At 53.3% G+C, this 14520-nt stretch carries 10 protein-coding genes; all 10 read left to right on the plus strand.

Annotated elements, in window-relative coordinates; translation table 11 throughout:
* Positions 1 to 6: 6 nt before the first annotated feature.
* The 10 genes from tssK (at position 7) to ACX9GT_RS09060 (ending at position 14501) form a co-directional block, all read left to right on the plus strand.
* Positions 7 to 1356, plus strand: coding sequence for a type VI secretion system baseplate subunit TssK (tssK, locus tag ACX9GT_RS09015; protein WP_473190762.1), 1350 nt, complete (start codon positions 7 to 9; stop codon positions 1354 to 1356).
* Positions 1353 to 2024 (plus strand): type VI secretion system protein TssL, short form, encoded by a 672-nt coding sequence (gene tssL, locus ACX9GT_RS09020; protein ID WP_473190763.1) that lies wholly within the window; start codon positions 1353 to 1355, stop codon positions 2022 to 2024. Before tssK ends, tssL begins: the two co-directional genes overlap by 4 nt.
* On the plus strand, positions 2024 to 3718 hold the full coding sequence (locus tag ACX9GT_RS09025) for an OmpA family protein (protein WP_473190764.1): 1695 nt from the start codon (positions 2024 to 2026) through the stop codon (positions 3716 to 3718). The genes tssL and ACX9GT_RS09025 overlap by 1 nt, the downstream gene beginning before the upstream one ends.
* 2 nt (positions 3719 to 3720) lie before the next feature.
* Positions 3721 to 4212 (plus strand): Hcp family type VI secretion system effector, encoded by a 492-nt coding sequence (locus tag ACX9GT_RS09030; RefSeq protein ID WP_473190765.1) that lies wholly within the window; start codon positions 3721 to 3723, stop codon positions 4210 to 4212.
* A gap of 183 nt (positions 4213 to 4395) precedes the next feature.
* The gene (gene tssH / locus ACX9GT_RS09035; protein WP_473190766.1) at positions 4396 to 7026 is read left to right on the plus strand and encodes a type VI secretion system ATPase TssH; all 2631 of its coding nucleotides are present in this window, start codon (positions 4396 to 4398) and stop codon (positions 7024 to 7026) included.
* Positions 7027 to 7210: 184 nt separating this feature from the next.
* The gene (locus ACX9GT_RS09040; RefSeq protein WP_473190767.1) at positions 7211 to 8026 is read left to right on the plus strand and encodes a lysozyme inhibitor LprI family protein; all 816 of its coding nucleotides are present in this window, start codon (positions 7211 to 7213) and stop codon (positions 8024 to 8026) included.
* 77 nt (positions 8027 to 8103) lie between these two features.
* On the plus strand, positions 8104 to 10458 hold the full coding sequence (locus ACX9GT_RS09045; protein WP_473191542.1) for a type VI secretion system Vgr family protein: 2355 nt from the start codon (positions 8104 to 8106) through the stop codon (positions 10456 to 10458).
* Positions 10459 to 10657: 199 nt separating this feature from the next.
* On the plus strand, positions 10658 to 11197 hold the full coding sequence (locus ACX9GT_RS09050) for a DUF3828 domain-containing protein (protein ID WP_473190768.1): 540 nt from the start codon (positions 10658 to 10660) through the stop codon (positions 11195 to 11197).
* Between the two features lie 12 nt (positions 11198 to 11209).
* Positions 11210 to 13927, plus strand: coding sequence for a hypothetical protein (locus ACX9GT_RS09055; RefSeq protein WP_473190769.1), 2718 nt, complete (start codon positions 11210 to 11212; stop codon positions 13925 to 13927).
* On the plus strand, positions 13914 to 14501 hold the full coding sequence (locus ACX9GT_RS09060) for a hypothetical protein (protein ID WP_473190770.1): 588 nt from the start codon (positions 13914 to 13916) through the stop codon (positions 14499 to 14501). The genes ACX9GT_RS09055 and ACX9GT_RS09060 overlap by 14 nt, the downstream gene beginning before the upstream one ends.
* Positions 14502 to 14520 lie beyond the last annotated feature (19 nt).

Consider the following 14520-nt stretch of genomic DNA (forward strand, 5'->3'; position numbering starts at 1 on the left):
GACGGAATGAAAATCTATCGTCCGTTATGGAATGAGGGGGCCTTGCTGTCCCCTCAGCAGTTTCAGCAGCAGTCTGCCTGGGGCGCTTTTTGCAGTTCCGGCGTGGCGGCGCTGACCTCCCCGTTCCCGTGGGGGGTGGAGAACGTTGAGTTTGACGACGCGTTGCTCTCTTCGGGGGTGATCCAGGTCCGTCATCTGCGGCTGTGGCTGGCGGATGGCTCGCTGATTGACACGCTTGAGAGCGACTTGCCTCCTGAGCCTCGTGAACTGAGTGCGGCCGACGTCGCCGGGCATGACGTGGTCACCTTGGTGCTTGCCCTGCCGCTGATGCAGTCGGGGATGAGTAACGTTCAGCAGGAGGGCGCGGTTGCCGAACGCCCACTGCGCTACCGTGAAGAATGGATCACCGTGCCTGATGCCTTCGGCCCGGAAGAAGAGTCGATGGCGGTGGCTCACTTCAACCTGTCGATCCGTTTTCAGCATGAAAGTAACGCCTCGTGGCAAACCTGTCCGATCGCCCGTCTGGTGCGTGACGGGCAAGGGGGATGGCGACAGGATCCGGCCTTTATACCACCGATGGCGCTCTTCTCTGCCAGCGCTGCGCTGCGCGAGCGCCTGGTTCTGCTGAACCGCCAGTTACGTTCCCGCCGCCAGCGTTTGATGTCGATGCGTCGTGAGAGTAACGAACGGTTGGCCGACTTCGCGGTGGCCGATGTTTCCCTGTTCTGGTTGCTCAACGCGCTCAATTCCCATGCCCGCGTGCTGACCGAGTACGAGCGTTTTCCTGCCCGTCATCCCGAGCAGGTGTGGGCAGAGCTGGCGCGCCTGGCGGGGAGCATGTTGACCTTCTCGCTCGAGCATGACCTGGATGCTATCCCAGGGTATGACCATGCCGAACCAGCCAATGCCTTCTCGCCGCTGTTTGATTTGATCACCGGATTACTGGAAGCCAGCCTGCCATCACGGGTGATCGCTCTGGAGATGTCACGTCCTGATGCGCAGACCTGGAGGGCTTCTCTGCACGATATGCGTTTGCGTGAAGAAGCTGATTTGTATCTTTCCGTGCGTTCCGATATTCCGGCCTGGCAGATCGCCGAGCGTTTCCCCTCACTCTGCAAGGCGGGGTCACCTGATGACGTCAATGAAATTTACAGCGTGGCGCTCAATGGCATACCGCTGATTGCCGTTAACCGTATCCCTGCCGCGCTGCCGGTACGTCTGGAGAACCAGTACTTTGCGCTGGACATGGAGAGTGTGGCAGCCCGCGATATGCTGGAGCAGGGGGTGTGCATGTTCTATGTGCCTTCGCTGCTGGGTGCGCTCGAACTTGAACTCTTTGCGGTGTTGCGATCATGAAACAGGATATCGATATTGACCAACTGATGGCGGAAACCTGGCTGACCGTCACCCTGCTGCGCAATGGTGCCACCACGCCGGACGGCAAGGCGCTGTACCAGAATTGCTGCAGGCAGGTTGAACACGTCCGGGAGGCGCTGGCCAGGGCGGGTTACGATGACGACAGCGTCGAACACATCTCCTATGCCCAGTGTGCTCTGCTGGATGAAACCGTGATGAGCCGCAGGCCGAGCAATGGGGAAATCGATGAGGGGCAGATCGCCTGGCGTACGGCCCCGTTACAGGCACGTTATTTTGATTCCCTGCATGCCGGCGAGGCGCTTTGGGATCGGCTTGCCAAGGTACTGCGCCAGCCCGCGCCGGTTATGGCGGTGTTGACTTGCTATCACCGGGTACTTTCTCTGGGCTTTCAGGGGCTGTACGGCGTGAAAACGGTGAGCCAGACACAGCGTGACGAAACGCTGAAGATGCTGAACGAGCGGGTCGCGCCCCCTGTGGCCGATCTCTCACTGGTGGTGCGTAAAACGGGCCGGCGGCGTTACACCCTGTTGCGCTCGGTCTGGTTCTGGGTCGCGTTTGCTGCGGTGGTGACCGGGGCGCTCTGGTGGGGGGGGCATCTCTGGCTTCAGGCCTTGTTGTCGGCGCAATTACCGGAGTTGCCACGTTAATGCGTAAATCCGTCCTTGTGTCCGTGGTGTTTCCGATGCTCGTCAGTGCCACTGCGCTGCTATGGCTATTGTGGTCGTTCTTTCCGCTGGCGGTCTGGGTCAAAGGTGTGGCTACGCTGATATTGCTCGTCGTAGCCTGCCGCCTGGGCTGGCAGCGTGCGGTGCACCTGTCTACAACTGCCGGTACGGCTGCTGCTGCCCATTTACCGCCCCTGACGCAGCAGGGGCCCGTGGTGTTGGTGTGTGGTGATGGGGTGGCGGCGTTGTTTGCCGAACAGCCCCTGAGAGAAACCGCACAAGGTTGCTGGCTGCGCGTCGGTGATGTTGGTGCGTTGGCCGACGTGATCCGCACATTCCAGTTGCAACAGCCGCAGCAGCTCGGGCAGCTTGCCGTGATGTACCACTGCCTGCCGGACGCGCATCAGGATGAGGCGGTATTGCGGGCTTCGCTGAAAGCCTTGCGCCAGCAGATCATACAGCTACGTACCCTGACGGGATGCCCGCTGCCGCTGGTCTTGAACGGCCAGTTTTCCGGCCCTGAAACCCCCTGGACGTTGGTGCGGGGTGACAGCGCGCTTATCTGCCCTACAGATGCGGTGCCGCTTTCGTTACAGGACTGGTTGCAGACTGCCGAGCACCTCACTCGGATGCCGGTTCTGAATCAGGCGTTCAGCTTTATCCGTGACATTCTGCTGGATGAACTGGAGAAAGCGGACCGGTTTTGTCCACCGGTACATGCTTTTGCCGTGGCGTTGCGCATTGGCGCGCCGCGCGGCGAAGACCACACGCTGTGGTCACGTTGGCTATTTCGCCGGACGTGCCTGCGCGTGCCTCATGCCCAGAAGCGTGAGGAGCAGGCCTCGCGTTTTGTCGATCCGCTGCTGCCGTTACTGTCTCCTTTTGCCGTTCCCGCACAGGGGGGGCAAACCGCGCGCCGGGTGGTGGTTCTGCTGGGGTTGTGCGCCATGATGGCGGTGGGGTTTTCTGTGGCCAACAACCGTGCGCTTATCGGTCAGGTCAGCGCAGATTTGCAGCGTTGGCAGGCTATCCCGATGACGCACGCCGTGCCGAAAGCGCAGGCTCTGGTGGTGCTTAAGCAGGATGCGTTGTGGCTTGAACGCTGGCAACGACAGGGTGAACCCCTGCGATATGGTCTGGGTTTATACCCAGGGCAGCGACTGTGGCTGGCGGTGCAACAGGCGATTGACACCTATGTGCCGCCCGCACAGGCGCCTGTGCCTTCCGTCATACAGGCTCCAAACACCCCGCAAACCGTGCGCTTGGACAGCCTGTCGCTGTTTGACACCGGCAAGGCGACGCTCAAGCCAGATTCCACCAAGGTTCTGGTCGAAGCGTTAATCAATATCAAAGCCAAACCTGGCCTGTTGATTGTGGTGGCCGGGCATACCGACAGCACCGGTGATGTGCAGAATAATCAGCAACTCTCGCTCAAGCGTGCGGAAGCGGTACGCGACTGGATGTTACACACCAGCGACGTGTCGCCCACCTGTTTTGCCGTCCAGGGTTACGGCGCTAGCCGCCCTGTGGCAACCAACGAGACGGAGGTGGGCCGTGCAGCCAACCGCCGTGTCGAGATCAGTCTGGTACCGCAGGCAGACGCCTGTCAGGTACCTGGCAAAAAAAACGCATCATCGGCAATGGATGATGCGGTAACCCCTGAAATGGAGAAGTAAACATGGCAATTCCAGTCTATCTCTGGTTGAAAGACGACGGTGGTGCAGACATCAAAGGGTCTGTGGACGTCAAAGACCGCGAAGGCAGCATCGAAGTGGTGGCACAGGATCACAGCCTGTACATCCCGACCGATAACAACACCGGTAAACTGACGGGGACCCGCATTCATACGCCGTTCCTGTTTACCAAGGAAATCGACGCCTCCAGCCCGTACCTGTACAAGGCGGTGACCACCGGTCAGACGCTGAAAAAGGCCGAGTTCAAGTGGTACCGCATCGATGACGCTGGCCAGGAAGTGGAGTATTTCAACACCACACTGGAGAACGTCAAACTGGTGAAAGTGGCGCCGAAGATGCACGACATCAAAGACGCTGCCAAAGAGAAGCACAACCATCTGGAGCAGATCGAGTTGCGCTACGAGAAAATCACCTGGACCTACAAAGACGGCAACATCATTCATTCCGATTCCTGGAACGAACGTACTACCGCGTAAGCCCTGACAGCAGGCGGGAGACCGCCTGCTCTTGGTGTGTTTGGCTGAGTCTCGCCGTGCCGGTACTCAGCCAAACGCATTCACAATGCATCCAATGACCTTATGGGCCTCGGTTAACGGCTATGGGCGGTAGCGTGCCCGCACGGCATCATGGCGGGCAGGAAATGAGAACAGGGAAGAGGCATGAGCACTCACGCAGCACGTTTATTACATCGGTTAAATCCTTACTGTGCCCAGGCGCTGGCGGCAGCGGCGACGCTCTGCCAGACCCGTGGCCATGCGGAGATCACCGTGGAGCACTGGTTGCTCAAATTAGTCGAGCAGGGGGATGGCGATCTGTCGGTGATCGCCCGGCGCTATGACTGGGATCAGGATGCGCTGTGGCAGGGGCTGCTGGCACACCTTGAGCGTTTACCCCATCAGATCCAGGGCAAACCACAGCTGTCGGCCCCGTTGCAGCAGTTGATACAACAGGCCTGGCTGGAGGCCTCGGCACAGGTCAATACGGAGGCGGTGCGTTCGCTGCATGTGCTGATGGCCCTGGTCGCCGCCCCGCATCTTGTTACCCAAAACGCCCCCTGGCCATTGCTCAGCCTCAGTGCCACACAGCTGGCCCACCTGCTGCCGCTGCTGGATGCGCAATCGGAAGAGCGCCCGGAAAAGCCCCCGCGCCTTGAATGGCCGGTTGAGGCCCCGGCGGAGGCCACGTTGCCCCCGGCCGTCGAACCGAATGAGGCCTTGCAGGCCGAGCTGGATAAATTTACTCAGGACCTGACCGCCAAAGCGCGGGCGGGCGAGATTGACCCGGTATTGGGGCGTGACAACGAAATCCGCCAGATGGTGGACATTCTTTCCCGCCGTCGCAAGAACAACCCGATCCTTGTGGGTGAACCCGGCGTCGGCAAAACGGCCCTGGTGGAAGGGTTGGCGCTGCGCCTGGCCGAGGGGGATGTCCCGGCCAGTTTGAAAAACATCGCGATACGCACCCTGGATTTGGGCCTGTTGCAGGCGGGGGCGGGCGTGCGGGGTGAATTTGAACAACGGCTCAAGAACGTGATTACGGCGGTGCAGCAGTCACCGACGCCGATACTGCTGTTTATCGACGAAGCGCACACCCTGATTGGTGCGGGTAATCAGGCGGGCGGTGCCGATGCGGCCAACCTGCTGAAACCGGCGCTGGCGCGCGGTGAGTTACGTACCATCGCGGCCACCACCTGGACAGAGTACAAACAGTATTTTGAGCGTGATGCGGCACTGGAGCGGCGCTTCCAACTGGTTAAAGTCGAAGAGCCGGATGATGTAAACGCCTGCCGGATGCTGCGGGGCCTGAAGGCGCGTTATGCCAGCTACCATGGGGTGCATATCTGCGATTCAGCGGTGAAAGCGGCCGTGACGCTCTCGCGCCGTTACCTGACCGGCCGACAGTTGCCGGATAAAGCGGTCGACCTGCTGGATACCGCCAGTGCCCGGGTGCGCATGGGGCTGGACAGTGAGCCTGAGCAAATCGTGCACCTTAGTACGGAGCTGGCGGCGTTGGCCATCGAGCAGCAGGCGCTTGAGCAGGACAAGGTACTGGACCCCGCCGTTGACCCGGCCCGGCTGGCGGACATCAGCGACCGGCTGCGGGCATTGCAACAGCATCAGGTCCGGCTGGCGGTGCAATACGAGAAAGAGCGGGCGCTGACCGAACAACTGCTGGTCGCGCGTCAGGAAGGCCACCGCCGTGAGGAGTGTGACGCACTCCGGGCGCAGTTGCACGATATCCAGCGCTGTAACCCGCTGCTGTGGCTGGATGTAGATGCGCGGACGGTGGCGACGGTGATTGCCGACTGGACCGGCGTGCCGCTGGGCAGCCTGTTGAAAGACGAACAGAGCGAGTTATTGCAGCTTGAACGCCAGTTGGCGAAACGGGTTATCGGGCAGGACGTGGCGCTGGGTGACTTGGCACAACGGCTGCGTGCCACCCGCGCTGGGCTGACGCCGGACAACGGCCCACAAGGGGTATTCCTGCTGGTCGGCCCGAGCGGGGTAGGCAAGACCGAAACCGCGTTGGCGCTGGCGGACACCCTGTTTGGCGGTGAAGCATCGCTGGTCACTATCAACCTCTCCGAATACCAGGAGGCCCATACCGTCAGCCAGCTCAAAGGCTCACCACCGGGCTACGTCGGCTATGGTCAGGGTGGCATGCTGACCGAAGCGGTGCGTCAACGCCCCTACAGCGTGGTGTTGCTGGATGAAGTGGAAAAGGCCCACCGCGACGTGCTCAACCTGTTCTATCAGGTGTTTGACCGGGGCTTTATGCGTGACGGCGAAGGGCGCGAGATTGATTTTCGCAACACCGTGATAGTGATGACCTCGAACCTCGGCAGCGATGCGCTGACGACGTATCTGGATAAACACCCCGATGCGCCCGAGAGCGAATTACATGAACGGCTGCGCCCGCTGCTGCGTGACCATTTCCAGCCTGCGCTGCTGGCACGTTTCCAGACCCTGATTTACCGCCCACTGGGTGCGGAGGCGCTCAAGCGTATCGTCGCCATCAAACTGGCGCAGCTGGCCCAACGGTTGCAGCAGCATTACGGCCTGCGTTGTGTGATGGAGGACAGTCTGACCGACGCCCTGGTGGCCGCCTGCCTGCTGCCAGACAGCGGGGCACGCCATATCGACAGCCTGCTGAACCAGCATGTCTTGCCGGTATTGAGCCAACAGCTCCTCAGCCAGAAAGCAGCAAAACACCACCCCACCCGGCTGACGCTGAGTTGGGATAAGGACGCGGGCATTATGCTGGCGTTTGATGAACCGAGTACAGAATGAATACTCAAGTAAGTCACCGGAGAGCGAAGGAATCCAATGCATAGGAAACTTGCAGTATGACGGTGTTGCATTTAATGGCTGAAAATAAGCTTCCTTTACAAAAAAATATTAAAAGTTAGTTTGCTTGAGCTGTGCAGAAAGTAATTGATAAATTTTCACTCCATAGATAAAAGAGATAAATAGTATGCATAAGAAGTACTTGTTAGCGACCGCTATTGCAGCACTTTCCTTTAATGCAAATGCTGGGTTATTTGATTCCAATGACTTCAAGTGTGGCAGGGAAGATGCGGTTAAGGCATTTTCAGATTTTATTAAAAGTGATGCTTCTGGCCTGTTGCAAAGTAATTTTCTTACTAACGGCAAGGCGTTTTATAGCAAGCCGCTTGATGTTTATCAGAGTAAGTTGAATGCATTAGAGGTTAATGTGGCCAATGTGTCAACATTGAGCACTAGAAGTGAAACATTATACTGTGGTGCCACTGTTTCTGTTAAATTACCACAAGAGGTTATTGATGTTGTTGGCGATATCCCATCAAAACTGTCTGAAATAAAAGGCTATAGTGGCAAGCTTGTTAATGGGAGCGTGGTTTGGAGTAATGCTAACTACAGCATCAAACTTGCTGATAATAAAAAAGATATTCTTATTAGTGATCTTGATGGAATTAACGCATCCTCATCAATGTACAATGCAGTAGTGATGTCTGCGGATAAAGATAAAATAATCGATAGTAACTCCCAAGGGAAGTTAAGCTCAGCGAAATATAACTACGAAGACTCAGATAGAGAGTTAAATAGAGTATGGAAGGATTTGCCTGATTCCTCACGTGATGCTTTGAAAAAGAGCCAGGTAGCCTGGGTGGGTGAAAAGGCTATAAAGTGTGGGAAGTTGTCCGATGCGAAATTAGACACTGTCAGTGTGCAACAAAAAATAAATACCTATCAGTGCCAGAAAAAAATGACGGATGAGCGAATTAACTATCTTGTCGGGAATAGCAATTAATTACTGTTATTAAATAGTGGAGTACGTTCAGTGGATGAACGTGTCACAGAGCTGATGTCTGCCTGAGGATCTAAATGATGAGTGATTCCGTGATTAATCTGGCGGGACAAAAAATCCAGCAGTTGCTGGGGCAGTCCCGTTACCGCATGGATGTGCATGAGTGCGAGCACTTTCTGGATGTGTTGAGCTTTCGTGCGCAGGCTTCCTTAAGCCAGCCCTGGCAGTATGAGGTCTCACTCACCTGTACTGAAGCGGATATCGCCTGTGAGACGCTGTTGCTGAAACCGGCGTCATTCACCTATCAGACCCCGATGTTCACCGGTGCCCCTGCGGCACCGGTGCGCACGCTCTACGGTGTGGTGCAGTCTTTCCGTCGTCTTGCCACCTCGGCGGATGAAACGCGTTATTCCCTGACCTTGGTGCCACGCATTGCCCTGCTGCAGCACACCAAAGGTTGCGAAATTTACCTTAACCAGTCGGTGACGGAGGTGGTCGAGCAGGTATTGCGCAAACATGGGCTTGAAGGCCCGGACTTTGAGTTCCGCCTGTCGCGTGAATACCCGGCGCGGGAACTGATTACCCAATGGCGGGAAACCGACTTGCAGTTTATTCAGCGTTTGCTGGCAGAAGTCGGGATATTCTGGCGTTTTGAAATGGACAACCGCCTTGAGCAGGATGTGGTGATATTCCAGGATACTCAGGCGCACTATCAGTTCGGCGTAACGCTGCCCTTGCGCTCGCCTTCCGGGATGAGCGACAGCGGCCGGGAGAGTATTTGGGATATCCAGACCGCCCACCATGTGGTGAGTGGCAGCGTGGCTACCCGGGATTATAACTACCGTGAGGCACTGACCCCGCAGGACAGCACGCAGAGCATCAGTAGCCCAGAGGGGATCACCACCGGTGAGGTGTATCACTACGCGGAACCGTTCCTGTCCGAAGGAGAGGTGGAGAGCCCGGAAAGTGGTGCATTTTATGCCCGCACGCGCCATGAGCGTATTCTTAATCGGCAATTTACCGTCAGTGGCCGCACCAGCAGCCCGCTGCTGGATCCCGGCCAGGTACTGGAAAGCGACGGTCTGCAGAGCGGCCTGAAAGACGGTATCGTCATCACTACCGTGCGCTGTCGTGGTTCACGCCAAAGCCCGTTCCAGATGGAGTTTGACGGTATTCCCTACAGCGAAACCGTCTGCTACCGCCCGCCGTTGTATAACCGCCCGATTCTTTCCGGCACGCTGCCTGCGCGCATTGAGAGCCGGGAGAAGCACGATACCTACGCCTGGTTGGATGAGCATGGCCGCTATCGGGTCAGGCTGGATTTTGACCGCAGCAACACTGAACAGGGCTATGCCTACCTGTGGCTACGGCTGGCGAAACCCTATGCCGGTGAGAGTTATGGCTGGCATGCACCGCTGATCGACGGCACCGAGGTCGCCATCGCCTTCAGCAATGGTGATATCGATTTGCCGTACATCGCTTACGCGTTGCACGACTCGGAACACCCGGACCACGTCACCCGTGACAATCACACCCGCAACGTCCTGCGCACTCCCGCGAACAGTAAGCTTCGGCTAGAGGATAAGCGCGGAGAGGAGCATATCAAGCTCGCCACAGAATTTGGCAAGAGCCAGCTTAACTTGGGGCACTTGGTCGACGCACAGCGTGCACAGCGCGGCACCGGGTTCGAGTTGCGTACCGATGAGTTCGGCGCGGTGCGTGCAGCCAAAGGGTTGTTCCTGACGGCAGATGAGCAGCTCAAGGCACAGGGTCAGGTGCTGGAGATGGCACCTGCCATCAACAAGATCAACCAGGCCAACAGTGAAATGCAGGCGCTGAACAGTGCCGCCGAGCAGGCTGGGGCGCTGGTGTCGGATATTCAAAGCCAGTTAAACCTGGTGACAGACCGACTGAAAGACCTTCAGTCTGCGGTGCTGCTGGTCAGTGCCCCGCAGGGCGTAGCGCTGACCTCGGGTGAACACCTGCAACTGACCAGCACTCGTAATACCCTGATTAACGCCGGTCAGCACCTGGATATGGGCGCGATGAAGAACCTGTCAGTGGTGGTTGAAAAGGCACTGGGGCTGTTTGTGCATAAGGCCGGGGCAAAGCTGGTAGCCAATCAGGGCGATGTGGAGATCCAGGCGCAACACAACCAGATGGCCCTGTTTGCCCAGCAGCAGGTGACCATCACCAGCAGTGACGATGAGATAGTGATCAGCACGCCGAAAACCCTGACGCTGAACGGTGGGGGCTCGTACCTGAAACTGAGCCAGGGCGGGATAGAGCATGGTTCGGCGGGGGATTACATCATTAAAACCGCGCGTTATCAGGTGCCGATGAGTGGTGCGTCACTGGATACTCAAGTGCCTGTCTATGATAAAACCTCTCTTGAACTTCTACCTCCTGCTACAGATGGCAATATATCACGCTAAGGATGGTTGTAATGAAAACAAGTGTTTCTATACGCAAACAGAATGACAGCGAATACTCCACTCTGGAAGAGATTATGGGGCGAGTTGCTCGCAAACTACAGGGGCAAGTTTGACCAGTGAGGCTGAAAATTTTAATGTGACTGATATTACATAGGTAAATAAATTCACCGGTAAATCCTTCAATGAGTGGGAATATAGCATGAAGTCATTCAGTTTTACTTTGCGTAATACGTTTTTTTTTATTTTTGTTTTTGTGTTTTCACATTCATCTTTAGCTACTGAGCTTATAGGTCCTGAAAGCACAGTGAGTAATTTTTATAAGGCATATTTAAATGACGACTCGGTGGGTAATGACGCATTAATCAAAAGATATATTTCAGATAAATTAATGAAAAGCATCAACGATTCGGTGATGTGTAATTATGACTCTGATGATTCAGTTTCAGTTGCTGATTTAGAGAAAAGATGTTCTCAGAAACATAAGTGTAAAAAATATAAAGGAAATTACATTTGTGATTGGTATGGTATTTGGGTGGAGTCTGACATCAATTACTTTATAAAATCACAAGACGTCTACCCTTCCTGGAAATCAAATGTTAAAACCAACATCATTTCACAAAAAGGCAAGGAGTCTTTGATTGGCGTAGTTTTAGGTGGCGGTACAACCCCCACAAAAAGACTCAGGGTCACACTAAAACAAGAAAATGATAGCTGGAAAATCATCAATGTAACGGAATAAGAGACTGGAATTATGTGGGATAATGATGCGTCAGTCAGTTATATAAACAGCCATGCTGAGCCCGATGGTAGTCTTGGCAGATGTGCTGCTTATGTAAGAAGAGCAGTGGAAGCAGGTGGGGTCAAAATTCGCATTCCACCACCAAGAATTGGAAATTCTGCATCAGCGTGTGATTACGGTCCTTCTTTTGAGTCAGTTGGTTTTAAGCCTGTATATGTCTATTCAGGAACTGGTCTGACAGATACGGCTATTATACCTGGTCAACAAACTGGCGATGTTGTTGTCATTCAACCCATCGAGGGACATCCACACGGACATATTGCACTATTTAATGGAACCAACTGGGTTTCGGACTTCGTACAGCTTAGAGGATTTTATCCTGGTCAACAATACAGAAACGCTAAGCCTGCTTATACACTTTATCGTTATATAGATGTGAGTGAAAATGAAGGTGCTGGAAGCACAAGATCAACAGATTCAAAGAGAATATGTTTTCCAGCACGTAAAGCTGATGGGAAAGATTACACAACTCTAGAAGAAATAATGGGCTTGATTGGCCGTGAACCACACGGTTCCTGGCTTGCAGGTACTAACCATCTGTGGCATGGCGGTATTCATATCAGTACGGTATCGGCACCTGGTTCTATATTGACTACAGATACCGTAGAAACAGCAGTTCCCTTGCAGTGTATGGCTAATGGGGAGGTGGTTGCCTGGCGTCTGAATCAGGATTACAAAACGGCTGACTATAGTGGTAAGACATTACGCTACTCCAGCACGTTTGTACTGGTGAAATCGTTATTTAAGCCAGACCCGGAAAAAGAGAAAAGCTGGCTAGAATTTTACTCGCTGTATATGGGGCTGGCACCGCTATCTGTGTTCCCAAAGGGGAAGTGCTTTAAAGCGAAAACAACGGTTTCACAGCGTAAAGCGGGTAAGTTTGAGAATAGTGTTTCATCTGACGGAGTCTCTGCTGCCCCTGCAAAATTTGGGCAGCTCAAGAAAGACCAGCGAGTCATTGTGTTGCAGGAAAAACAGTTTCGTAATGGTGACCAGGTTCAACCCTTCGGTCTTGCAAAAAAGCTAAATGGTAAGGGGTACGCCGAGGGAGAGGCATTCTGGGTTACGGTGATGCCCGAGTATATGGAGCCGGATGGTGAGCAGTATTTGCAGATGCCCGTATGGATGCAAAAGGCGGTTGCTCATGGTGAGTTTGATGAGGTAGTGAAACCGCCGACAACGCTGGTAATGGAAGCCGGAGAAGCCATTGGTTTTCTGGGGGAAGATATTGCGCCAGCGGGAAGAGGCAATGTTGACTGTTGCCACTATGCGCATATTGAAGTCATCAGTATGGATCCGCGCATGCCTAATTTTCTGAATAACCCGGCTAATGTCACGACAGGGCAGAAATATATCCAGATCCTGTCAGGAAAATCGTTGTACCAGAAGACGGGGGAGGGAAAGGAGAGCACATTTGAGCTGATGTCGAGCATTGTTTTAAAGGACGGCGGCAAATTCCTTCCTTGGGAAAAGTGCAATCCTCTGGTGGATAAAGAAGGTAAGACATGGTTCGAAGTGAGACCACATAGCTGGATGAGTCAGGATGATGTGAAACAAGTGCATCAGTATGATTTGACTGAACGGGGATTCTCCACACTGGAGGAAAAGCCTTCACCGGATGTATCAAAGTCCCTGCGTGAAGACTGGGTCAAAGGCGCTTACGATTGGCTTTCAGAGCAAGTTGGTAAAGAGCGTGGCATACAGCAAAAGCAGGTCTCGGCGTTTTATAAGAATATGGTCATAAAAATAGATGCTGACGGCGACGGTGAACTTTCAGGAAAGGAGCTTTACAACGCCCTGCATCATCCTGAACTGGGGCTAAGAGATATCGCCGCGCGTCTGGTGGTGAAACACGACAGCGAATGGTTTGGTGGTAGCAGCCATCATCGGTGGAATGTCTTCTTCCAGAACTATGACCGGCTGCGTGCCGATTATGCGAAGCAATGGATTGATGATTGTGAGTGGATGAGTAAGGTATCACCTTTTAATAAGGGCGAGCCGGTGTGGCATTTTCATCCGGTAATGTTTCTCGATGCCTTGCGCGAGTCGAGAAAGAGAGGCTGGGCGCATAGTAAATTTGCAGATTTCCTTGGGAATGTAGAGTCTAAAAATGATTATACAGCTTATAACGTACATGTGACTTATACATCTCATTACAAAACGGATCTGACAAATATGACAATCAAACAGGTAATGGCTTCCCAAGCAGATCCATCGTCAAATGGATTGTTTGCAACTGGTAGATTTCAGATTACTCCAGATGCGTTGGCAGGGGCTGTAAGAGAGCTTAGCTTAGATATTGATGCTGTATATGACGAAACTATGCAGGATAAAATTTTTGAAGAGTATCTTATCAAGATAAAACGCCCGGCAATTATCAATTATCTTGAGGGGAGTGGAAGTGTTGAAGATGCAATCTATGCTTGGGCTAAAGAATTTGCCTCTGCCGGAGTACGTAAAAACAAAGAAATTGCTCCGTCGAAAACAGAGTTTGAGCATAATTTGGATGGTAGTGTAAAAAAAGATAAGTACAATAGGCCAATTCACAAAAAACGCTTTGCACAAGCTGAAGGTGTTTCTTACTACTCTGGTGATGGTGTAAATAAAGCACACATCAAGCCGGATGACATGGTTCGAGTTCTTGAGGAGTCGAAAAATGAAGGCAAATAAAATTTTCTCTCTCTTTCCTGTATTTTTTGTACTATCTGCTTACGCAGACGGTAGCGCTGTTCCTCAATTTAAAAATTATCCAGAGAAAGTCAGTGCTGGTCCATTTGTCAAGGAAATAAACCTAACTCAATCGCAAAGGAATTTCTCAGCCAATTGGCAAAGAACTATGCTGGTGGAGCTTAATAAAAGTGTCAACTTTGCAGGACATTATAGGCTTTACATAAGTGAAAAAGGGGAGTTCCCTAAAGAATGTGGAGATATCGGCTGGGTGTGCGGGTGGGTTATAGATAAAAAAACTGGATATATAGTCTCTGAACTTCCCTTGTTTAATGGGAATAATGCATATTTTTCAGTTATTGATAATGGAACTCCATCGCCAGATCCTTTTTATATTGAGTTTTATCCAGGAAAAACTCTTTTGGTTATTGGTGGGGAAAATACACCGAGATCGAAACGAGGTAATATATCATCTGAGGATAAAAAATGTGCTTATTCTACATATGACTTCAAAGAAAATAAATTTATTAAGCTGTTCTCTGGCAAGTGTGAGATAGATGGTAATGACTCTAAGTAGTAGAAATTATTATTTCCTT

The sequence above is a fragment of the Serratia sp. YWN4 genome (assembly GCF_055790845.1).

Bases quoted from the DNA above. Each gene is read 5' to 3' on its own strand.
- ACX9GT_RS09030 (WP_473190765.1), top strand. From the start codon at position 3,721: ATGGCAATTCCAGTCTATCTCTGGTTGAAAGACGACGGTGGTGCAGAC.
- ACX9GT_RS09040 (WP_473190767.1), top strand. From the start codon at position 7,211: ATGCATAAGAAGTACTTGTTAGCGACCGCTATTGCAGCACTTTCCTTT.
- tssK (WP_473190762.1), top strand. From the start codon at position 7: ATGAAAATCTATCGTCCGTTATGGAATGAGGGGGCCTTGCTGTCCCCT.
- tssH (WP_473190766.1), top strand. From the start codon at position 4,396: ATGAGCACTCACGCAGCACGTTTATTACATCGGTTAAATCCTTACTGT.
- ACX9GT_RS09045 (WP_473191542.1), top strand. From the start codon at position 8,104: ATGAGTGATTCCGTGATTAATCTGGCGGGACAAAAAATCCAGCAGTTG.
- ACX9GT_RS09050 (WP_473190768.1), top strand. From the start codon at position 10,658: ATGAAGTCATTCAGTTTTACTTTGCGTAATACGTTTTTTTTTATTTTT.
- ACX9GT_RS09060 (WP_473190770.1), top strand. From the start codon at position 13,914: ATGAAGGCAAATAAAATTTTCTCTCTCTTTCCTGTATTTTTTGTACTA.
- tssL (WP_473190763.1), top strand. From the start codon at position 1,353: ATGAAACAGGATATCGATATTGACCAACTGATGGCGGAAACCTGGCTG.
- ACX9GT_RS09055 (WP_473190769.1), top strand. From the start codon at position 11,210: ATGTGGGATAATGATGCGTCAGTCAGTTATATAAACAGCCATGCTGAG.
- ACX9GT_RS09025 (WP_473190764.1), top strand. From the start codon at position 2,024: ATGCGTAAATCCGTCCTTGTGTCCGTGGTGTTTCCGATGCTCGTCAGT.